Consider the following 21,651-nt stretch of genomic DNA (forward strand, 5'->3'; position numbering starts at 1 on the left):
CCGCCTGGTCTGGCCGCGCTCAGTCGCGCAGCGCCCAGAACTCCATCGTCAGCCCGGGAAAATCGCCCGCCAGATGCAACGCGAGCGCGCCGGTGCGCTCCAGCTGCTTCCAGAACTCGCCACTCTTATCCAGTTCGAAATAGACATGTCCGGCGCTGTACGGAATCTGCCGCGGCGCCACGGGCAGCGCGCGCACGCCGACGCCCGGCAATTGCAGGTGCACCAGGTCGCGGATGCGCTCCACCGGACCGATCTTGACCTGCGCCGGAAAGCGCGCCCGCACGGTCTCCACGCCCATGTCCGCATGCACCGCCAGCACGAAGCCGGCCGACTGCAACAGTTCCGCGTCCTGGATCTGCGCCACGCGCACGCCCTGGCCGCGGTCCTGCAGCGGTATCTGCAAGGCGCGCTGCTCCAGCACGGCCGACAGCGATCGGCGCAGCTCATTCATCAACGGCGTGAAGCTGCCCTGCAGATCGTCGTGCACGTAGTCCGGCAGCACGCCGGGCCGCCGCGTGGCGGACGTGAAGGTGGCCAGGTCGCAGGCCAGCATCAGCCAGTCGTGGAACAGGCGTTCGGGATGCTGCGCCGGAAGCTGCCGCGCATGCCAGATCGAACCCATGTAGCGGTTGACGGTCTCCAGCAGCATGAAGTCCGACACCTCGGAAACGCCGCCGCGGCCGGGCTGCGACAGGCGCGAGGCCAGCGCCTCGCTGCGCGCGTCGAGCAGCCCCTGCAGTTCATCGACGAAGCCGCGCAGGACCGGATGCTCGCCCGCCGCCAGCCACGGCGCCACATAGCCTTCGTCCAGCACCACCCGGTTGTCCGAACGCCGCTCCAGCACGCGCGCCACCCCCAGGCCCAGCCAGTCGTCGGTAAGTTCGTCTTCCAGCATCAACCGCAGCCGCAAGCGTCCAAGCTGCATCAGGACGGGTTCCAGAGCCACGGAGCCGCTGTCTTCCACTTCGGCTTCGTGCACCAGATAGCGCGCCAGCGTGTCTTCCTCGCCTTCGTAGATGACGTCGCTGGCGCCGGCGCGCACGCGCGGCAGGGCAAGCACGACGCGCGCGCCGCGCGTCTGCGCCGGCACTTCGAACGCCGCGGGCGCCGCGTCCGGATGCGAGAAATCAAAAGGCGTGCCGTCGGGCATGACGCCTTGCGCCCTGGTCACCGCCACCTTGCCGATCGCCAGCGCGTCGCGGTCCAGCGACAGTTGGCCAAAGCCCCAGAAGCATCCCTGGAGCATGGCTGCGCGTTGCTGCGCGGTGTGCAGCATATGGCGTTCAAACTGCTGGAAATGCTGCGGCCGCAGGAACATGCCCTCCGACCAGATCACTTTGTCTCTGCTCACCATGTGCGGTTCTCTTCGCTTCTAAAAGGGCCACCACGAACGGCTGCGATCCACTTCTTCCAGCCCGTCGCGCTTGACCGCGACCTTCACCGTCTCCTCGTTCGGCGAAAACTGCCAGACCTTGTAGATGTTGGTGTTCTGCGCCTCGGGCAACGACACCAGCAGCCGCCATTTGCTTTGCTCCAGTTCGCGATAGGCCGCCACCACGCCCACCACGCGCGCCTCGGCGTTGCCGGGGTACTGCACCACCTTGGTTTCGCCCGGCTTCAGGATGACCTGGTCGACATTGAGCAGCTCCGCGCCCAGCGCCGCGTGCGCATCGCCCTGCAGCGTGAAGAAGTCGCGCGATTCGAAGATGCTGGCCGATTTCAGTTCATAGATGGTCACCTGCACCGGCGACGGCCTGCCGCTGGCGTTCTGGTTCACTTTCGGATCCGCGCGCAGTTCGATCGCGTACGGCACGGGCACGCGCTTGGCCGTCGACGAACATGCCGCGAGCATCGCCGCCGTCAACGCAGCCGCGAGTATCGCCGCGATGCGCCGCCGTTTCGTCGGAATCACTCGTAGGCATGGACTGCTCATAAGACCTCGGAAATAAAAGTACACACGTCTGTTACGCCGCGACGCATACCTTGCACGGCGGGCCGCTATCATCGGCGGAATGACCAGGCCTACACACTCCGAACGACACGCCCGCGCCATGAAACAGCCCGCACGCATCTGCTTGATATCCACGCTCGCGCTGCTTGCGGCCTGTGCTTCCACCCCATCGCCGCAGGCTGTGGAAGCCTTGCAGCAGGTGCGCGACGAATACGCCGCCAGCCGCTTCGGCGCCGTCGTGCGCACGGTGGCCACTTCCGACGCGCTTGCCACCGCGCCCACGGCCATGCGGGTCGAAGCGCTCAAGCTGCAGGCCTTCAGCTACTGCGTGACCAACTATCGCCAGCTGTGCGAAGACAGCTTCGCGCGCATCCTGCAGTTGCAGCCCTCGTTCCAGCTCGCGCCGAATGAGGCCGGACACCCCCAGTGGGGGCCGGCGTTCCAGGCGGCGCAAGCGTCCCAGACCCGTTAACGCGCCGACGGCGCCCAGGAGACAGGCGTGAAGCTCACCGTGTTCCAGCGTGCCGGCGATCCGGCCTTCGAACCCATCCACGCCGTATTCACGGCGCCCGGCGGCACGGTAGGCCGCAGTCTCGACAACCAACTGGCCCTGCCCGACCCGACGCGCGGCATCTGCCGCGTGCAGGCGGCGATCCGCGTCAATGACGAGGACGCTGGCTTTCTGCTCAACCTGAGCGACATGAGCACGGTCAGCGTCAATGGCCAGGCGCTCGCGCGCGACCAGGAAGTGCCGCTGCATCCAGGCGACGAGCTGCAGATCGGCGACTACCGGCTGCGTGCCGCAGCGGCCACGCCCGAGGCGCCGGCAACCAGCGTGGCCGCCGCGGCCGACGACGACATCTTCAGCGACCTGATCGGCCCGGGCACCCTGCCCGTGGGCAGCGCGCCGGACGTCTCCACGCACCCCTTCGATCTGGACTCCGCGCAAGCGCGCAACCCGGAGGATCCCCTGCGCCACCTGCCGCCCGGCGACGGCGCGGTGTCGCGCCCGCCCACCGATCCCCTGGCGCTGTTCGATGCGCCCGGCGACGGCACGCCCAGCATCTTCTCGGACGGCACCCCGTCCGCCCTGCCCGCCCACGACGCGCTGGCCGAGCACCGCACTCATCCCGTCGACGACACGCTGGGCCACCCGCGCGACGCGGCAGACGCCCGCAGCGCGTCCAACCATCTGCGCGAGATCGGCGGCTACCTGCGGCCCGCGCCCGTCAAGCCCGAGTCCGGCGACAAGAACCGCTGAGGTCTCAGGCGTAGTCATAGCGGAACTCCCCGTCGGCGGCCGACAGGCTCACCTTGCTCAGCCTGCGGTCCTGCATGGAGGCGCCCAGCAGTTCCCGGCTGATCCGCGGCAGCACCGTATTGGTCAGCACGGCATCCACCATGCGCGCCCCCGACTCCACTTCGGCGCAGCGCGCCACCACCAGCGCAGTAGCCTCGGGCGTCACCTCCAGCACGATGCCGTGCTGCTCGAACAGGCGGCGGCGCACGCGTTCGAACTGCAGGTCCACGATGCGCGCCAGCATGGCGTCCGGCAGCGGCAGGTAGGGCACCGCGACCAGCCGCCCCAGCAGCGCGGCCGGAAAGGCTTGCAGCAGCGGCTCGCGCAATGCCGCGGCCAACGCGGCGGCGTCGGGCAGCAGCTCCGGATCACGGCATAGAGCCGCAATCCGTTCCGCGCCCACGTTGGAGGTCAGGATGATCACCGCATTGCGGAAATCGATGTAGCGCCCCTCGCCGTCCTCCATCCAGCCCTTGTCAAAGACCTGGAAGAAGATCTCGTGCACGTCGGCATGCGCCTTCTCCACCTCGTCCAGCAACACCACGCTGTAGGGCCGCCGGCGCACGGCCTCGGTCAGCACGCCGCCCTCGCCATACCCGACATATCCCGGCGGCGCGCCCTTGAGCGTGGACACCGTGTGCGACTCCTGGAACTCGCTCATGTTGATGGTGATCAGGTTCTGTTCGCCGCCGTAAAGCGCCTCGGCCAACGCCAGCGCGGTCTCCGTCTTGCCGACGCCGCTGGGACCGCAGAGCAGGAACACGCCTACCGGCTTGTCCGGGTCGGTCAGGCCGGCGCGCGAAGTCTGGACGCGGCGCGCCACCGCATCCAGCGCTTCACGCTGGCCGATCACCCGCGCCGAAAGCGTATCCGCCAGGTCCAGCACGGCGCGCGCCTCGTCCCGCAGCATGCGGCCCACGGGTATGCCGGTCCAGTCGGCCACCACCGCGGCCACGGCGGCGGCATCGACCGCGCAATGCACCATCGCCGTCTCGCCCTGGCTGGCCGTCAGCGCTGCACGCGCCTGCGCCAAGGCGTGGCGCTGATCTTCCTGGGCGTCGGAGGACGCGAGTTCCAGCGTCTGGCGGAGTGTCAGCACGCGCTCGGCCAGCCCGCGCTCGGAATCCCAGCGCTCCGCCAGCGCCCGCTCCTCTTCCGTCGCGACGGCCTGCTCGGCCGCCAGCCGTTCGATCCGCTGCGCGTCGCCTTCTCCCAGACACAGCTCGCGTTCGGCGATGCGTAGCGCCAGCTCCAGCGCCTGCACCCGCCTGCGCGCGTCCTCCAGGCTGGGCGGTGCCGCATGCTGGCTGACCGCGACGCGCGCGCAGGCCGTGTCCAGCAATGCGACGGCCTTGTCGGGCAGCTGGCGCGCCGGAATGTAGCGGTGCGACAGCGTCACCGCCGCTTCGATCGCCTCGTCCAGCAGCAGCACGCCATGGTGCGCCTGCAGCGTTTCAGCCAGCCCGCGCAGCATGCCGAATGCGCGCGCCTCGTCGGGCTCGTGCACTTGTATGACCTGAAAGCGGCGGCTCAATGCGGGGTCTTTCTCGATGTACTTCTTGTATTCCGACCAGGTGGTGGCGCCTATGGTGCGCAGTTGGCCTCGCGCCAGCGCCGGCTTCAACAGATTGGCCGCGTCTCCGGTGCCTGCCGCGCCGCCCGCGCCCACCAGCGTGTGGATCTCGTCGATGAACAGCACCACCGGCTTCTCGCTGGCCTGCACCTCGTCGATGACGCCGCGCAGCCGCTGCTCGAATTCGCCCTTCACGCCCGCGCCCGCCTGCAGCAGGCCGATATCCAGCAGATACAGCGTCACGTCGCGCAGTTGCGGCGGCACCTCGCCTGCCGCCAGGCGCAGCGCCAGCCCTTCCACCACGGCTGTCTTGCCGACGCCGGCCTCGCCGGCCAGCAACGGATTGTTCTGCCGCCGCCGCATCAGCACGTCAATGAGCTGGCGGATTTCCTCGTCGCGCCCGGACACCGGGTCGATCTCGCCCGCGCGCGCCCGCGCAGTCAGGTCGACGGCGAACCGCGCCAGCGCGGAACCGCCCGCGTCCGGCGCCCCGGCAGCGGCGACGGATGCAGTCTCGGCCGCGTCTTCCGGCGAGCCCTGCACGATCTCCGGAAGCTGTTCCAACAGCGTGTCTGGCGCGATGCGCGAGAACTGGGCCGACATGCCCAGCAGCACATGGCGCAGCGCGTAGGTCCGCGCCAGTCCCGCCAGCAGATGGCCGCTGCGGATGCGCGCCGCGCCATAGCGCAGCGAGCCCAGCACCCAGGCTCTTTCGACCGCATGGTCGATGTGTTCGGACAGGTCGGAAACCGAGCCCGCGCCGGCCGGCAGGCGGTCGAGCTCCGCGGTAAGGTCGGCCTGCAGGATGGCCAGGTCCAGCCCGAAGCGGCGCGCGATGCGATGCAGGTCGCTGTCTTGCGCGTGCAGGATCTGATGCACCCAATGCACCAGCTCCACATAGGGATTGCCGCGCAGCTTGCAGAACGCGGTGGCGCCCTCCAGCGTCTGGTAGAGCAGCGGATTGAGCTTTCCGAAGAGGTCGATGCGGCCGATATCGGACATGGCATGGTGGCGCGTCATACGCGCGTCGTCGTTGAGGTTGAGGCCGGCGCACGGCCACGTGGCGGCCGAGCGCCGCGGCTTTCGTAGTCCAGCAGGAGATCGCCCGCCTCGCCTTGTTCGGGCCGGCGCCTGCCCAGCCACGACGACAGGCCCAGCGGACGACTTGCGCCCAGGCTCAGTCCGCGCGCGTCCTCAGCACGCAGCACCGGTCTCAGGTCCCAGGCCAGCTCCATGCCGATGTAATGCCTGACCCAATGCGTCAGTTGGCGGGCGCGTGCGCCTCCCGGCAGAAAGCTCTGGTAGTCCTCCAGCGCCAGCGGGCCGATCTCGATGCGGAACTTGTGCTGGGCATCGCGCACCGCCACGCCCAGCACCGTGTCGCGTCCCAGTCCCGCAAAGCCGCCCAGGCCCAGACGCTGCCCGGGCTCCAGGCGGATCCATTGCGGCACGAACTCGCGGATACGCACGGGCAGGCCGAAGAACGATTGCAGGATGTGCTTGAGTCCTTCGGGGTTGCGGGTCTGCCGCGTCAGGTGGCCCGCCATGTGGTACTTGGCGTGATCCAGCACCGCATCGCGGCGCCGCATCGACGGTTCGCCCATGTGCAACAGGCTGGCTACGTAGCGCGTAAAGCGCTCGTCCTTGCGGTCCAGGCTGACCGTGCTCTGCGCGTCCGCCCAGGCGCGGTAGAACAGCAGGATGAGCCGGTGATGGAACACGTCGGCAAATGCGGACAGCGTGCGGTCGCCGTGATGCGCCAGGCGCTCGCGGGCATGCTCCGTCAGGTGCAGGGGCAAGGGTCCGTTGGGACCGAACAGGCCGAAGCTGTAGATCGACAGTTCCGCGGGCCGCCCGCCCGTCGCGGCGCGCGCGGCGGCCACGGTGGACGGCGCGAACGCCATCGACGGCTCCTGCCGCAGCCGCACGGGTTCGTGGCGCGCAACCGTGTCGCGTCCCAAGGGTTTGCGCGCGCCCGAGAGCGCATCGATCCAGCGCAAGGCATGGAACAGGTCATGGGCGTACGGTTCGCGCTCGACTGCGCGCCACCATTGCGCCAGCGCGCCGACAGGCGCGGCGGACGAGTGGACGGGATCGGCGACGGGCTGGGCGATATCCACCGTCCTACCCCATGTGTATCTGCTTGGCGTCCACCTTGACCAGGTCGCCGCCCGTCACCACCGTGTAGGCCGCGTGCAGCCGCGCGCTCTGCTCGGCCTGGAAATCGATGGCGCCGGCGCGCACCTGGTCCATCTCGCTGACGCTGCGCTGCGACAGCCGCGCCATCAGCGTCATGCGATCCATCACCGCCTCGTAACTGCGGCCCACCAGCCGCACTTCACCCACGGTGGCATGCAGCTGCTTCGCCACCATGCGCATGCTGCCGCAGGTATGGCGTTCCTCTCCGGCCTCTACCGCGTACTCGGGCGCCCGCACGCGCACGGCGCTCTCGCCCTCCAGCAGCACGCCGCCGCTGCGCGAGCGCAATACCAGATCGCCCTCGGCTTGCAGCGTGGCGCGCGCGGGATCGGCCTGCACGGTCACGGCGATCAGGTAAATGCGGGCGGGGTCCGGGCCGCTGATCAGCACCTCGTCGCCCGGCTGCGGCTCCAGCAGGCAGCTGGCGGCGCGCTGCACGGTCCAGACGCGGCCATCGCAGGCCACGGCATAGCTGCCGTCGTCTTCGCGGCGCAGCAGTTCGCCCAGCAAATGGACGGGGTCGTAAGCCATGCGGCTCAGATGTGCGGCGGACTTCATCACGCGCTCCTTTTAGTGTGCACAGCCCCTAGACCACGGGCCGGCGTCCCATGCGGGGCTTGTAGCGGGCGATCTCGCCGCGCTGCAGGGTCGACAGGACCAGCTCCGACATCAGGTTGATCGATACATGGCGTGCGAAGAACTGCTCCAGCACGGCGCCAAACAGATAGGGGCTGATGCCCGAAAACGCGGTCTCGTCCACCTGCAGCGCGATGCGCACGCCGCGCCCGTGGACGATGGGGCCGGGCACGGGCAGGCGGTGATGCACTGGTGTCGCGCTGACGTGCCGCAGGCCCGCGATGTGCCGGCGCATGCCCGGCTCGGCCAGGTTGCCGTACACGTGCAGCATCTCGCGCAGGGTCTGCGCGCCCTGCTCGGCGTCCAGGTCGGTCAGGCTGAGGTAGTTCAGGCCCAGGTGGCTGATCAGGTGCCAGGTAGCGGCGTTCTCGGCCAGCGCCGCGCGCGGCCGTGAGGGCCCGTGCAGCACCTTGACCGCGCGCACCGGCGCCGACACGCGCAAGGTCATGTCGGTGTCGCCGCCCAGCGGCAACAGCAGCGCCAGATCGCGATTGGTGCACAGGGTTTCCAGGGTCAGGTGGCGCAGGTCGCCCGAGAACGGCGCCTCACGCCGGTCCACCAGCGACAGGAACACTTCGCTGCCGATGTAGCCGCTGCGCGTGCCGTTGCGTTGCGCGCTATCGGACACCAGCCGCGGCTCGCGGCGCATGGAGAAGTACGCGCCATGCTCGTCGGGGTCGCTGCCCAGCGAACCGTAGAACGGCCGGAACTCCTGCTCCTGCCGTTGCGCGGCGGCATGGCCGGCGACGCGCGTCACGCCGTAGACCTCGTAGTCCAGCGGCCGGCTGCGGTCGATGACCACGTGGTACTCGGAAGTCCTGGGCGTTACCGCCACGCGGTCCGCCCGCTTGGCGAACAGGTTGATCACCGGCACGCAATGCAGCGCCAGGTTGGCGGCCGATATCGCCCCTTCCAGTTCCGGCGCCGCCATCGAGAACAGCAGGGTCAGGTCGAAAGCACGGGTTTCGCGCTGCGCGCCCTGGGGCAGCGCGGGCGTGCGCAGACCCTGCTTCAATCCGTTGACGCTGAAGAACAGATAGCGTTGCGCAAATGCGAAATACTCCTGCAAGAGGCGATAGCCCTGGAACACGCGGGCGTCGCCCGGCAGCAACGCCTGTTCGTCGGCAAAACCTTCGTGGCGCACCGCGTCCGGCGGCAACCTGTTGATCCATGCCACCGGCCTGGCGGTGTCGTGCCCCAGCACCGCCACGGTATGCCCCATGACGACTTCAAGCAGACGCTGCATCTGCAGGTCCTGGCCGTTCAGGTGGAACACCAGCTGATCGAGATCCAGGTCCTCCAGGCGTTGCCCGCCGCAAACCTCTATCCGGATGCGCAGCGCGCTCAGCACGCGCGCAGTGCGCCCGGCCAGGCCCAGCCGCGCCAGCGGCAGATCCTGCGGCGCGGCGGTGAATTCCGCCTGCGTGACCTGCAGCGGCCACAGGCGCAGGGCGTGGCCGGTGGTGAAATCGCACGGCGTCTGCTCGCCGCGCGCCACACGGCCGCGCAACAGCGTGCCGCGCGGCAATTCGAAGCCTCCCGCCAACGTGCCCTCGTTCATGCTGGGCGCGAACTGCACGATGGCCATCGCCGGGGTGGGCGCCAGGTAGTTGGGATACACCACCTCCAGCAGCCGCTGCGAGAAGCGCGGAAACTCGGCATCCATCTTCATATGGATGCGGGCGGTCAGAAAGCTGAAGCCCTCCAGCAGGCGTTCGACATAAGGATCGGCGACCTCCGTGGCATTCATGCCCAGCCGCGCCGCCACCTTGGGATGGGCCTGCGCAAACTCCGCGCCCAGCTCCCGCAGATAGACCAGTTCCCGGTTGTAGTAATCCAGCAGCCGATCGTCCATCAGGCACCGCCCAGATCGCGCAGATCCATGTGGCCGCTTTCCAGGTCGATGTCCGTGCGGAACAGGAACTCGAGCGGCTGCGGCACGCACCACAGCATGCCGCGTATCTCCAGGCTCAGCACATTGTGGTGCTCCAGCGTGCCGGCATCGGACACGCAGCGCACTTCCACCGACGAATCCAGGATGCGTGGCTCGAACGCGGCGATCGCTTCGCGGATCGACTCTTCGACGTCGATCCAGTCGATCTCCGACATGCGCTTCCCGGCCATGGCGCGCACGCCGAAGTTCAGCGCCGAGGCGGCCACCGGGCGGTGCGCCGACAGATCCTGGGATGCCTGAAGATTGACGGTATTGAGCAGCCAGCGCAGGTCCCGCAGCACCGCCGCGCGCAGCGCCTCATGCGTCAGCATGGCGTTTTCGCGCGGTTCTTCGCGCTTGGCGGGTTCGTTGTCCATCAGGCGGTCCAGCAGCGACGGCTGCAGCCGGTCGCGCGCCGCGCGCTGGCCGCGCGAGAGCGGCTCCCAATCGCCCGGACGGTCGGCGTGGCCCATCACGCCAGCTCCAGGCTGCGTACCTCGAGCAGCGCAATATCCGCCGCATCCGTCAGCCACATCTTCTGCCCCACGCCCGCGTAGGTATCACCCTGCAACGCGCGCCAGTCGGTCGTCCTGCCCAGCTTGGCCGAGTCGGAGAGTTCCACCATGCGCGCGCCGGGCGCCGCGGGGTAGCGCGCCGGCACCAGGCCCTGCCGCACCCGGCCGTCTTCCAGTTCGATCTCGGCCTGCGCCCAGACCAGATCGCACAGGCCTTCCGGCGCAAGCAGACGCACGCGCTTGAGCGCGGCGAAGGGCAGCCACACGTAGCGCCCGCCTGCCAGGAACTCGAACACCGGCCCAAGGCGGCTGTCGCCGTCGCAGATCCACTGGAACGGCTGCGCAGTCTCTTGCGCCGCCAGTTCCAGCAGACCGGCGCGCGCGCTGGCATCCTCGAAAGCCTTGCCGCGCAGCTCGGCCGCCTGGGCTGGCGCGGTACCGTCCAGGCGCAGCGCCGATATCATGGCTCGCAGCCAATCGGCGGGCTCGCCCAGCAGCGCGGGTTCGCCTTGCCCGGCAAGCACGGCCTCGCGCTCGCGCTCCGCCGCGATGGCGCTGGCGTAGAGCACCTGCGTCGGCCGCGCCTGCGCGTTCAGATGCCCGCAGACATTGAGCTGCTCGGCCGCGCGCGCCCAATCGCCCTGCACCGCCAGCAGCTGGAACAGCTGGGCGCGCAGGTCCGCGTCGGCGGGCTGCCGGCGCACCTGCGCCTGCAGCTCGTCCAATTGGCCGGCCAGGCTGAGCGCGCCGAAAGGAACCGCGGCGATGGACATGGGTGCCTCCGCCCTAGCCCACTTCCTTGTTCTGCTTGATATCCCAGGCCACCAGGCTTTCCGCGCCCTTGCCGCCCTTGTCGGTCTGCTCCCAGTACTGCTGCTTGACCTTGGCCGCCTGGAACGCGAAGTTCACCACCACGCCTTCGGCGCTGCGGTCCCCGGATATCTGCACCGACGACACCAGCACGTCTTCCAGCGTGATCTTGGAGTATTCGATCTGCTCGCCGCCCGCCTTGCACATGGACAGCTCGATCTTGCTGAGGTGCTTGCCGCTGGCGCAGTGCTTCATCACGGCCGGCGCGGCCTTGTCGATGCGGGCCACTACGTGCAGGTCGTTGAAGCTGGCCTTGCCCGCGCCCAGGCCGCCGCCGCTGGCCAGGTTGCCTGGCTGGGTGGCGCCCCATGAGAAGGACACGATATCGGTCCAGTCCTTGTGGTTGGCGTCCTTGGACTCACCGTTGGCGCCATCGATCTTCATGAACATATCCACTGCCACATCTGTCTCCTGGAGTTATGGGGCACGGTTGCGCCCCGACTTGTCAGCGCCACTCAGCCTTCGTTCTGTTTGAGCGAAGGCAGCTTGGAAACCAATCGCAGCGACACCGTCAGCCCTTCCAGCTGATAGTGCGGCCGCAGGAAAAACTTGGCGGAGTAATAGCCCGGGTTGTCCTCGATCTCCTGCACCTGCACCTCGGCGGCGGCCAGCGGCTTGCGCGCCTTGGTTTCCTGCGAGGAGTTCACGGGATCGCCATCCACGTAATTCATGATCCAGTCGTTCAGCCAGCGCTCCATGTCGTCGCGTTCGCGGAACGAGCCGATCTTGTCGCGCACGATGCACTTCAGGTAATGCGCAAAGCGGCAGCACGCGAAGAGATACGGCAGGCGCGCGGCCAGCTTGGCATTGGCTGAGGCGTCGGCCTCGTAGTAGTCGTGCGGCTTTTGCAGCGACTGCGCGCCGATGAAGGCGGCGAAGTCGGAGTTCTTCCGATGCACCAGCGGCATGAAGCCGTTCTTGGCCAGTTCGGCCTCGCGCCGGTCGCTGATGGCGATCTCGGTCGGGCACTTCAGGTCCACGCCGCCGTCATCGGTGGGAAAGCTGTGGCACGGCAGGTTTTCCACCGCGCCGCCCGACTCCACGCCGCGGATGGAGGTGCACCAGCCGTACAGCTTGAACGAGCGGTTCACGTTGGCCGCCATCGCATAGGCGGAATTGGTCCAGGTGTAGCGGTCGTGATTCGCGCCGTCGGTGTCTTCCTCGAAGTCGAATTCGTCGACGGGGTTGGTGCGCGCGCCGTACGGCAGCCGCGCCAGGAAGCGCGGCATCGCCAGCCCGATGTAGCGCGAGTCCTCGGATTCGCGCAGGCTGCGCCATGCGGCGTATTCCGTGTTGGTGAAGATCTTGGTCAGGTCGCGCGGGTTGGCCAGTTCCTGCCACGAATCCATCTGCATTACGTTGGGCGAAGCGCCCGCAATGAAAGGGCAATGCGCGGCGGACGAGATCTTGGCGATCTCGCCCAGCAGTTCCACGTCGGGCGGGCTGTGGTCGAAGTAGTAGTCGCCGACCAGGCAGCCGATGGGTTCGCCGCCGAACTGGCCGTACTCTTCCTCGTACACGCGCTTGAAGATGGGGCTCTGGTCCCAGCCCACGCCCTTGTGCCGCTTGAGCGTGCGGCCCAGCTCCGACTTGGACAGGCACATCACGCGGATCTTCAGAAGTTCATCGGTCTCGGTGTTGGTGACCAGGTAATGCAGGCCGCGCCACGCGCCCTCCAGCTGCTGGAAGTCGGGGTGGTGCATCACGCGGTTGATCTGTTCCGACATCTTGCGGTCGATCTCGGCGATGATGGCCTGGATGGTGCGGTAGGCGTCCGACGACAGGCCGACGCCGCTGTTCTCCAGCGCCTGGTGCGCCAGCGTGCGCACGGCATGCTCCACCGCCTCCTGCGCCTGCTCGGTCTTGGGCTTGAATTCCTTCTTCAGCAGGGCGGAAAGATCGTCCGCCTGCAGGGTCTCGACAGCGCGCGCGTCGGCGCGTTTGGCCACTGCGGTCATGGCATTCTCCGAAAAGCGATTCAAGCGGAAATCAGGCGGCCGGATCCTGCGCGGGGGCATCGGATGCGCGCGGATCCTCCTGCGGCTTAGGCGCGGCCGCCAGCGCGTTCATCAGCGCCGGATTCTTGAGCACGCTGCCGATCAGTTCCTCGGCGCCGGTCTTGCCGTCCATGTACGTCAACAGGTTCGCCAGCTGGGTGCGCGCGCTCAGCAGTTCATTCAGCGCGCCAACCTTGCGGGCTACGGTGGCCGGCGAAAAGTCGTCGATGCTCTCGAACGTGACGTCCACGTTCAGGTTGCCTTCGCCCGTCAGCGTGTTGGGTACCTGGAACGCCACGCGCGGCTGGATGGAGCGCATGCGTTCATCGAAGTTGTCGATGTCGATGTCGAGGAACTTGCGCTCGCCCACTTCCGGCTGCGGCGTTTCGGACTTGCCGGCCAGGTCCGCCAGCACGCCCATCACGAACGGCAACTGGATCTTGCGTTCCGCGCCGTAGATCTCCACGTCGTACTCGATCTGCACCCGCGGCGCGCGGTTTCTTGCAATGAACTTCTGGCCGCTTCCCTTCAGGCTGGTCGCCATGATGTCGTCTCCTCTTGTTGGTGCGGTGGCTGGCCCGCCTTACGGTTCCTGCCGGTTTGCTTCGGACCGCGGCAGCCATGCCTCGAACTGCTCCAGCCCCTGGGGCGCCAGATTCCTGATGATGTCGTGAAAGCTCATCGGGATGAGCTGCTGGGCCCGGCGGATGAGGTAGGGCGCGGGATGGCCGGGCTCGTTGGCCTCGAAGTAGGCGCAGACCTTGGACAGCATCGCCACGGCCTCGTCGCGCGATTGGATGGGCATGTCCCGCCAGCGCGGCGCGCCCTCGGCGGCGGCGGCAAGCGGCATGGCGGCGATGTCGCCGGCGGCCGGCGCATCGTCCGCGGGCATCGCGGCCGGCGGCGCGGGTTGAACGTCCCGCATTGCGTCCAGCACCAGGTCCAGGGTGCGGAGAATGGCGGCGTAATCGGGCGCCCAGGCGGCGCCCAGCTTGTCCGCCACGAGCTTCTGCATGCGCCGCAGCGCCTGGGCGGCCGACTGCAGCGCGTGCGCCTCGGCATTGCCCTGCGCCCAGGCCTGGCGCAAGCGCTCAACCAGGCGCGGCCGTCCGCCAGGATAGGCGTCCGCGTCCTGGCGGCTGCCATCGAGCAGCGCCTCGGTATCACGCAAGCTCAGTTGCCCGTGCACGCCGCTGACCAGGCTGGCCGAGCGCACGCTGCGCGCACAGCCTTGCATGTCACCAAAGGCCGCCAGCGCATTCATGCGGGGCATGGGATCGTTTTCGCCGACGCTGTCGAGCCGCGGATGCACCGGCTCCCAATAGCGTTCCAGCGTATCGACGGCCAGCGCCAGGCCGTCGCTATAGCCGGGCAGGCCGCGGATCTCGGTCCAGGCAGAGGTCAACAGGCCGATGATGCGCAGGTCGCGGGTGCGCTCCAGCAGTGCGCGCGCCAGGCGTTCGACCTCGCGCCAGTCGGGCGGCTGCGCAGCAATGATGGTCGAGCCGAACTGCTGTTCGTCGCGACCCGCCGCAGCTTGCTGCAGTTGCAGGAAGTCGGCGTCGTATTCGAGGTCTTCCCCGCAGGGCAGACGTGAATCGAGTGTATTGAGGATGTCGGCGAATTCCATAGTCATCAGTTAAATGCCTGCTGGGATGCTGCCTGGATACAACCACTACGCTCCGCGCTGCTTCACGGAAGGGTGAATTCTAGGCATCTCTTTCCGCATGCAACGGCAACCTAACAACTACAGATTTTTCTTACAGATAACTAACACTCGAGTAAATAATTGAACACTTCTCTCCCTGCTGCATTGATTTTTAGACACAGACCTTACGGAATCCAGCCCGGCGCGGAAGGACTGTTACCGAAGCGTAAAAAACACAAAAGCATGTGAGAGCGCTTCTCGGGCGCTTTCGCCCCTGCCTACAATCGGCGCTCACGCTGGCGGCAAGACCGGCGCGCATCAGATCCAGAGACAGATTTCCCCGGCGCAGACCCGTTCGTGACGAGCCCTGCCCGCCCTTTGCAAGCGGCCCCATCGCGTGGCCGGACATCCCATTGCAGTCATCGCGACGCGCTTCACGCGCGGCCGCGAAGAAATCGAAAGCAGCACACGCAGCAACAGGCGAAGCATTCTCATAAGGAGACGGTGAGATGGACCGCAACGTGCCCAGCGAACGTGTCGTCAAGGCGCATACGCCCCTGCCGCCGGAACAACTGAAGTTCCGCGCCATGCACGGCGCCGAGAGCCTTTCGCAGCTGTACGAGCTGGAGATCGAACTGGTCTCGGAATCCTATTCGCTGGACATGAAGTCGCTGCTGGGCAAGCCGCTGACGCTGGAGATCGAAACCGGGTCCGCCGCGCCGCGCTATCTCAGCGGACACATCACGCGTTGCGCGTTGGTAGGCCGCGAGAACAACACCTCGCGCTACACCATCTACCGCGCCACGGTGCGGCCGTGGCTCTGGTACCTGACCCAGACCTCGGACAACAAGATATTCCAGAACAAGAGCGTGCCCGACGTCATCCGGGAAGTGCTGAAGGACTACGACTATCCCATCGAGTTCAAGCTGGTGGACAGCTACCGCAATTGGGAATACTGCGTCCAGTATCAGGAAACCGACTACGCCTTCATCAGCCGCCTGATGGAGCACGAGGGCATCTACTTCTGGTTCAAGCACGACAAGGGCAAGCACACCCTGGTCCTCACCGACGACATCACGCAGCACGAGCCCGTCTCCGGCTACGAGCAGATTCCCTATTACGGGCCGGACCGCATCACCATCCCGCGCGAAGACCATGTCTACAAATGGGAAGTGGCCGAACAGATCACGCCCGGCGCCTTTGCCACCACGGACTATTACCCGCTCACGCCCGCCGCCAGCCTGGAAGCGCGCCGCAACAACCCCGGCGCCCACGATCACGGCGATCTGGAAATGTACGAATGGCAAGGCGGCTACACCAACCCCGATGACGCGGAGCACTACACCCGCGTGCGGCTTGAAGACCTGCAATGCCGAAAGGAGCAGAGCGCAGGCGGCTCCAACGCCCGCGGGCTGGCCACGGGCCATCTCTTCACGCTGCGCAATCATCCGCGCCAGGCCGTGAACCGCGAGTACCTCGTCGTCAGCACCTACTACCGGATCCGTGAAACAGGCTATGCCAGCGGCCAGCCCGATCCCGGCGACTTCGACCTGGAATTCGTCGTGCTGCCGTCCAGCACCCAGTTCCGCGCGCCGCGCGTGACTCCCGTCCCTCGCACCCATGGCCCACAGACCGCCACGGTAGTGGGCAAGGAAGGAGAGGAAATCTGGACGGACAAGATGGGCCGCATCAAGGTGCAGTTCCATTGGGACCGCTACGGCAAGAAGGACGAGAACAGCTCGTGCTGGGTGCGCGTGTCCAGCCCCTGGGCCGGCGGCGGCTTTGGCGGGATCCAGCTTCCGCGCGTGCGCGATGAAGTGATCGTCGACTTCATCGGCGGCCAGCCCGACCGCCCCATCGTGATCGGCCGCGTCTTCAACGCCAACAATCTGCCGCCCTGGGACCTGCCGGACAATGCCACGCAAAGCGGCTTTCTCAGCCGCTCCAAGAGCGGCACGCCCGCGACTGCGAACGCGCTCATGTTCGAGGACAAGAGCGGCAGCGAACGCATCTGGCTGCACGCGGAACGCGAACTGTGCACCGAAGTGGAGGCCAACGAGTTCCACTCGACCGACGAGAACCGCACCACCACCATCGGCGACAACGACACCACCAAGATCGGCGGCAACCGCGACATCAAGGTCACCGGCACCGACAAGCTGCACGTCGAAAAGACGCGCGATGTGTTCGTGAAGGGACACGAGGAATACACCGTCAAGGCATCGCGCACGGTCAACGTGAAAGACGGCCTGATGGACGAGAAATTCGACAACGGCCTGAAGACGACGGTCGCGGCCAAGGGCGAGGAACGCGAGATCACGGGACTCTTCAAGGAAACCTTGAAGAATGGCGAGCAGGTCTACGTGAACGAAGGCGACTCGCTCCATCACGTCAAGACCGGCGCGCTCACCGAGAAGGCCAAGGGCAAGGTCGAGGTGCTTTCCACTGACGCGAACATGGACGTCAAGGCCAAGACCGCGATGCACGTGGAGTCCGAAACGTCCACCATGGATCTCAAAGCCAAGGGCAAGATAGACATGGAGTCGACAGGATCCACCGTGCTGGTCAAGGCCGATGGCAACATCACTTTAAAAACGCCCGCCGACGTCGTCATGGACGCCGCCAACGTCAAGGATCTTTCCAAGAAGAGCTGGCTGCAGGCCACGCCCTTCTCCATCGGCCTGGCGGTGGCCAAGGCGGAATTCGGCATGCATCGCATGGCGCTGTTCCGCACGACGGTCATGCTGAATACGTCGTTCACCAACTACGCCATCGTCAGCAGTATCGGACAGGTAGTGTCCTACCGCACCACCGGCTCGAGTTACGCCTACGATGGTGTCAAGGCTGAACAGGTCCCGCTGCGCGCGTCGATGGCCGGCCTCTGGAGCATCATCTAAGGCCGCCATGTCCGACTTCATCGATGCATGGCCCGGCTGGGCCAAGTGGGTGTGGCTGGGCCTCTTGCTGTCCCTGGCGCAAGCGGCATACATGCTGTGGCGCGAGCGCCAACGCCGCGCGGCGGGACGCAAGCAAGTGCGGCGGCAGGACGGCTTGCGCGCCAGCGGACTGCCTGGCACCGCGCGGGTGACTGCGGCGCGCGACACGCGCCGCCGCATCGGCGACACCTTGTATTTCATCATCGAACTGGACCTGGAGGTCGCCGCCACCAGCGCCACGCCCGCCCTGTCGCGCACGCTCAGCGTGCCGCTGTCGCCCCTGCACCTGGCCGATTTCAGCGCTGGCAAGACCATACAGGTGCGGGTCGATCCCGCGACCCGGGAGGTTGTCGTGGACCAGGCCACCGGATAGCCATGAAGACCATCAAGCCGTTCCGCCTGGGCCTGCTTACCCGCCCCTACCGCTGGCAGCGCCGCGACGTGCTGGGCGTGGCGGTTTTCGCGCTGGTCGATATCGCGCAGGCGCCCACGTTGCTCATGGACCAGGAACTGTGGAAGCTGGCCGGCGCCGAAGCCGGCGGCCTGCTGGACCTGGCCACGCCCAAGCTATGTCCGGAGGTGCTGGTCGCGGGCCACGCCTACCCGCATGATCCCGCGAGTCCCGGCGCCTGCGCCGTGCGCCTGAAGGTGGGCGCGATCGACAAATCATTGCTGGTCTTCGGCGACCGCTACTGGCTCGATGGCAAGGCCACCGCCCCCCAACCCTTCGAGCGCATGCGTCTGGACTGGAGCCGCGCCTACGGCGGCCCCGGCTGCGCGGAGAACCCGCTGGGCATCGGCGCGCAGGAAGAAGACGTCAACGGCGTGCGCGTGCGCCGGCTGCCCAACATCGAGCACCCGCAGGAGCGCGTCGCGTCGCCCTCCCAGCGCGTCGCCCCCGCCGGTTTTACGGCCATGCCCATGGACTGGCCGCAACGGGCCGCGCTGCTGGGCCGCCAGTATGGCCAGCAGTGGCTGGAGCATGACTTCCCGGGTTTCGCGTCCGACATGGATTGGCGCTTCTTCAATGCCGCGCCGCCCGACCAATGGGGCCCCGCCAATTCGGCGCTTGCTGGCGGCGCCGACTTTGAGCTGTGGAACATGCACCCTGAACACGAGGTGCTGCGCGGCCGCCTGCCCGACTGGCGCGCCCGCTGCTTCGTCAGCCGCCAGACCGACGGCAGCGCGCTTGAAGAAGTCGCGCTGCGCCTGACCACGGCCTGGTTCTTCCCCGACCGCGCGCAGCTGGCGCTGATCTGGCACGGCGCGCTGCCGGTGCGCGAAGATGACGCCGCCGATATCCTGCACATCATGCCCGCGCTGGAACACGCCGGCCAGGCGCGCGACATGGCGCATTACCAGACGGTGATGGGACAGCGCCTCGAGACCGAGCTCGGCGCGGTCCATGCCCTGCTGGATGCCCAGCTCGTGCCGGAAGACATCTGCGGCGACCTGCCGCAGGCGGCCATGGAAGCCACGGTCCAGCGGCCGTCGAACCGCAACCTCCATGCCGGCGCGGCACGGCGGCATGCCCGCGAGCGCGAATCGCTGCTCGCCCAGGGCCTGGATCCCGACCTGTACATGGTTCCCCTGGAGCCGCCGTCAAAGGCGCCGGACCTGGCCGATCTGCCTCAGACCATCCTGCGCATGCAGCAGGAGCTGGAAGAGGCCAAACGCCTGTCCGGCGGACCCGCCGCGCGCGCGCTGGCCGATCCCAACCTGCCGTCCATGGCCGCGGTCTCGGGCGTCGACGTGGACGCGCTGCGCAAGCTGGAGGATGACGGCAAGCTTCCCGCCGGCTTCGACCCGCGCGTGGTGAAGCGGCACATCGCCGACTTCGATGCCAACCCTCACGCGCAGGCCGAGCGCGGCGTACAGCAAGCCGCAGATTCGCCGCCATCGCTCAGCCAAACCCTGGGCCCGCAGGTGCATCAGGCCTATCAGCAATCGGCGCATCAGTTCGCGCCGCCCCCGTCCATGCCGCCGTTGCGCGCACGGCGCACGCGCATGAAGCTGGAAGCGCGCCTGAAAGGCGATCGCGATTGCCGGGACATGAACCTGACCGGCGCGGACCTGAGCGGCATGGATCTTTCCGGGGTCGACTTCCAGCGCGCCATCCTGGCCGGCGCCCGGCTCGCCGGCGCGCGGCTGGACGGCTGCAACCTCGCCGACGCCGTGCTGGCCGGCGCCGACCTGACGCGCGCCAGCGTGCGCGGCGCCGACATGTCGCGCGCGAACCTGGGCCGCACGCAATGCGTGCAGACGGACTTCACCGAAAGTCGCATCACGGAGACCATCTGGGACCATGCCAGCTGCGAGGATTGCAGCTTTGCCGGCAGCGTCTGGCTGCTGGGACGCCTGCATCAGGCGCGCTTGCGCGGTTGCGACCTGAGCGGCGCGTCATTCGAGCAATGGGCCGCAATGATGGCCGCCTTCGAGGATTGCCGCTTTCACGAAGCGCGCTTGAATCAGTGCGTGTTCATGCAGGGAACGATGGCGAACGCCGATTTCTCCCGCGCGGACCTGCTGCGCGTCAGCTTCATGGACGTGGAGTTTTCGGGCCGCCATAGCCTGGAGAACGCCACGCTCGATGGCTGCGCCTACGCGGGACGCGTAGCGCTTGCCGGCGCATGCCTGCGCGGCATGCGGTTCAAGGTGGGCAGCATGCGCGGCGCGATGCTCGATCGCGCCGACTTGCGTGACGCGCAACTTGCCGCCAGTGACTTTTCGAACTGCAGCCTGCGGGAAGCAGACCTCAGCGGCGTGGCCGTCCCCGACACCCACTTCGTGCGCGCCGATTTCACCGGCGCGCGGCTGCGCAACGCCAACCTGATCAACAGCCTGCTCGGCAAGGCCATCCTGCTGCGCGCCGACCTGACCGGCGCCAACCTCTTTCGCGCCGATGTCGCGCAGGCGCAGATGGACGGCAGCACCGGGCTGGACGACGCCCATACCCAGGGCGCCAAGCTCTGGCCGGCCCGGCAGCCGGAGAACGCCGCATGAATCTGGACCAGTTGCTGGACCAGGTGCGCCACGGCGAGCCGATAGCGCACCTCAGCCTGGCGGGCCAGGACCTGCGCGGCCTGGACCTGGCGGGCGCGTTCTTCGATCAGGTGGATTTGAGCGGCGCCAGGATGAGCGGTTGCCAGTTGCAGGACAGCCAATTCCTCAACTGCGTGCTGGCTGGCGTGGACGCCGCGGACGCCAATCTGGATATGGCCCGGCTGTTTCGCTGCCAGGCCCGCGGCGCGGTGCTGGACCGCAGCCACGCCCATGGCGTCAGCTTCACCGAATGCGATCTGGGACAGGCCAGCCTGGAAGGGGCCGAGCTGCGGGAAGCGGCTTTCAACTCCACCTCGCTCGAAGCGGCCTCCTTCCGTTCCGCCCGCGTGGAGCGCTCGGTGTTCTCGCGCGGCGCGCTTGCGCGTGCCGACCTGTCGCAGGCCCGGATGAGCTACACCCTGCTCCACCAGCTGGACCTGCGCAGCATCGTGCTGGCGGGCGCCAGCGCGGAAAGCACCATGTTCATCGAATGCGATCTGACGGCGCAGGACTTCTCCTCGCAAGCCTACCCGCTCTGCCATTTCACCGACAGCCGGCTGGACGGCGCGGACTTCCGCAATGCCGACCTGCGCCAGGCCGGCTTCAAGGGCGCAACGCTGCGCGGCGCACGCTTCGCTGGCGCGTCGGCCCCACAGTGCTTGTTCCCTCAGGCCGACCTGAGCGGCGCCGACCTGCAGGGCGGCCGTTTCGACGGCGCCATCTGGGCCGAGGCGACGCTGGACGGCGCGTCCTTGCGCGGCGCCAGCCTGTCGCTGTGCGTCTTCCAGCGCGCGCGCTGCGCCGACACCGATTTCCGCGGCGCCAACCTGACCGACGCCGATTTCTCGCTGGCCGACCTGGGCGGGGCCGACCTGCGCGACGCCACGTTCCTGCGCACGCGCATGCATCGCGCGTTGACGCACGGCGCGCGTTGGACGCAGCGCCGCGGCATCATCGAAAACGACGCGCCCCTGCTTGAAGCCGAACTCTGGTCAGCCGGACGCGCCCCCCTTTGACCCCACGCGGCATCGCCGCCCCCTCGCCGCACAAG

The 21,651-nt window shown here is 67.6% G+C and carries 18 protein-coding genes; 6 read left to right on the plus strand and 12 right to left on the minus strand.

Annotation, left to right across the window (positions count from 1 at the left end; translation table 11 throughout):
- Positions 1 to 19: 19 nt before the first annotated feature.
- The gene (gene tssK / locus NGK62_RS10860) at positions 20 to 1,354 is read right to left on the minus strand and encodes a type VI secretion system baseplate subunit TssK (RefSeq protein WP_118933110.1); all 1,335 of its coding nucleotides are present in this window, start codon (positions 1,352 to 1,354) and stop codon (positions 20 to 22) included.
- Positions 1,355 to 1,372: 18 nt separating this feature from the next.
- Complete coding sequence (tssJ, locus tag NGK62_RS10865; RefSeq protein WP_118933111.1) at positions 1,373 to 1,912, minus strand: type VI secretion system lipoprotein TssJ; 540 nt, start codon at positions 1,910 to 1,912, stop codon at positions 1,373 to 1,375.
- 139 nt (positions 1,913 to 2,051) lie between these two features.
- Between tssJ and NGK62_RS10870 the strand changes: the two genes are divergently transcribed.
- Both NGK62_RS10870 and NGK62_RS10875 read left to right on the plus strand, forming a co-directional pair.
- A complete protein-coding gene (locus tag NGK62_RS10870; RefSeq protein WP_059379426.1) occupies positions 2,052 to 2,423 on the plus strand; it encodes a TssQ family T6SS-associated lipoprotein in 372 nt (123 codons plus the stop codon).
- A gap of 27 nt (positions 2,424 to 2,450) precedes the next feature.
- Positions 2,451 to 3,212 carry an FHA domain-containing protein gene (locus tag NGK62_RS10875; RefSeq protein WP_251878330.1) on the plus strand — a complete coding sequence of 254 codons (762 nt, stop codon included), beginning with the start codon at positions 2,451 to 2,453 and terminating at the stop codon, positions 3,210 to 3,212.
- A gap of 4 nt (positions 3,213 to 3,216) precedes the next feature.
- Here NGK62_RS10875 and tssH read toward each other — a convergent pair whose 3' ends face one another.
- The 10 genes from tssH to tssA all read right to left on the minus strand — a co-directional run bounded on the left by tssH (position 3,217) and on the right by tssA (position 14,604).
- Positions 3,217 to 5,826 carry a type VI secretion system ATPase TssH gene (gene tssH / locus NGK62_RS10880; RefSeq protein WP_118933135.1) on the minus strand — a complete coding sequence of 870 codons (2,610 nt, stop codon included), beginning with the start codon at positions 5,824 to 5,826 and terminating at the stop codon, positions 3,217 to 3,219.
- A 14-nt stretch (positions 5,827 to 5,840) separates the two neighbouring features.
- Positions 5,841 to 6,944, minus strand: coding sequence for a type VI secretion system baseplate subunit TssG (gene tssG, locus NGK62_RS10885; protein ID WP_502802957.1), 1,104 nt, complete (start codon positions 6,942 to 6,944; stop codon positions 5,841 to 5,843).
- Positions 6,945 to 6,948: 4 nt separating this feature from the next.
- Complete coding sequence (locus NGK62_RS10890; RefSeq protein WP_059379424.1) at positions 6,949 to 7,581, minus strand: DUF3540 domain-containing protein; 633 nt, start codon at positions 7,579 to 7,581, stop codon at positions 6,949 to 6,951.
- Between the two features lie 28 nt (positions 7,582 to 7,609).
- Positions 7,610 to 9,514, minus strand: coding sequence for a type VI secretion system baseplate subunit TssF (tssF, locus tag NGK62_RS10895; RefSeq protein WP_059379423.1), 1,905 nt, complete (start codon positions 9,512 to 9,514; stop codon positions 7,610 to 7,612).
- Positions 9,514 to 10,065: a type VI secretion system baseplate subunit TssE gene (tssE, locus tag NGK62_RS10900; protein ID WP_059379422.1), complete on the minus strand. Its 552-nt coding sequence runs from the start codon at positions 10,063 to 10,065 to the stop codon at positions 9,514 to 9,516. The genes tssF and tssE overlap by 1 nt, the downstream gene beginning before the upstream one ends.
- Complete coding sequence (locus NGK62_RS10905; protein WP_118933115.1) at positions 10,065 to 10,880, minus strand: type VI secretion system accessory protein TagJ; 816 nt, start codon at positions 10,878 to 10,880, stop codon at positions 10,065 to 10,067. The genes tssE and NGK62_RS10905 overlap by 1 nt, the downstream gene beginning before the upstream one ends.
- A 13-nt stretch (positions 10,881 to 10,893) precedes the next feature.
- Positions 10,894 to 11,361 carry an Hcp family type VI secretion system effector gene (locus NGK62_RS10910; RefSeq protein ID WP_088607795.1) on the minus strand — a complete coding sequence of 156 codons (468 nt, stop codon included), beginning with the start codon at positions 11,359 to 11,361 and terminating at the stop codon, positions 10,894 to 10,896.
- Positions 11,362 to 11,432: 71 nt separating this feature from the next.
- Positions 11,433 to 12,935, minus strand: a complete 1,503-nt coding sequence (gene tssC / locus NGK62_RS10915) for a type VI secretion system contractile sheath large subunit (RefSeq protein WP_059379448.1) — start codon at positions 12,933 to 12,935, stop codon at positions 11,433 to 11,435.
- Positions 12,936 to 12,966: 31 nt separating this feature from the next.
- On the minus strand, positions 12,967 to 13,518 hold the full coding sequence (gene tssB, locus NGK62_RS10920) for a type VI secretion system contractile sheath small subunit (RefSeq protein ID WP_059379420.1): 552 nt from the start codon (positions 13,516 to 13,518) through the stop codon (positions 12,967 to 12,969).
- 39 nt (positions 13,519 to 13,557) lie between these two features.
- The gene (gene tssA, locus NGK62_RS10925; RefSeq protein WP_059379419.1) at positions 13,558 to 14,604 is read right to left on the minus strand and encodes a type VI secretion system protein TssA; all 1,047 of its coding nucleotides are present in this window, start codon (positions 14,602 to 14,604) and stop codon (positions 13,558 to 13,560) included.
- A 527-nt stretch (positions 14,605 to 15,131) separates the two neighbouring features.
- Between tssA and NGK62_RS10930 the strand changes: the two genes are divergently transcribed.
- Genes NGK62_RS10930 through NGK62_RS10945 form a run of 4 tightly spaced genes read left to right on the plus strand, consistent with a single transcriptional unit; the run spans position 15,132 to position 21,616 of the window.
- Entirely contained in the window at positions 15,132 to 17,519 is a 2,388-nt protein-coding gene (locus NGK62_RS10930; RefSeq protein ID WP_251878333.1) for a type VI secretion system Vgr family protein, read from the plus strand.
- A 7-nt stretch (positions 17,520 to 17,526) separates the two neighbouring features.
- Entirely contained in the window at positions 17,527 to 17,931 is a 405-nt protein-coding gene (locus NGK62_RS10935; RefSeq protein WP_059379417.1) for a hypothetical protein, read from the plus strand.
- Between the two features lie 2 nt (positions 17,932 to 17,933).
- Entirely contained in the window at positions 17,934 to 20,561 is a 2,628-nt protein-coding gene (locus NGK62_RS10940) for a DUF2169 family type VI secretion system accessory protein (protein ID WP_251878335.1), read from the plus strand.
- The gene (locus tag NGK62_RS10945; protein ID WP_251878337.1) at positions 20,558 to 21,616 is read left to right on the plus strand and encodes a pentapeptide repeat-containing protein; all 1,059 of its coding nucleotides are present in this window, start codon (positions 20,558 to 20,560) and stop codon (positions 21,614 to 21,616) included. Before NGK62_RS10940 ends, NGK62_RS10945 begins: the two co-directional genes overlap by 4 nt.
- Positions 21,617 to 21,651 lie beyond the last annotated feature (35 nt).

The sequence above is a fragment of the Achromobacter sp. Marseille-Q4954 genome, assembly GCF_943737025.1.
GTDB classification, from domain to species: domain Bacteria; phylum Pseudomonadota; class Gammaproteobacteria; order Burkholderiales; family Burkholderiaceae_B; genus Achromobacter; species Achromobacter bronchisepticus_A.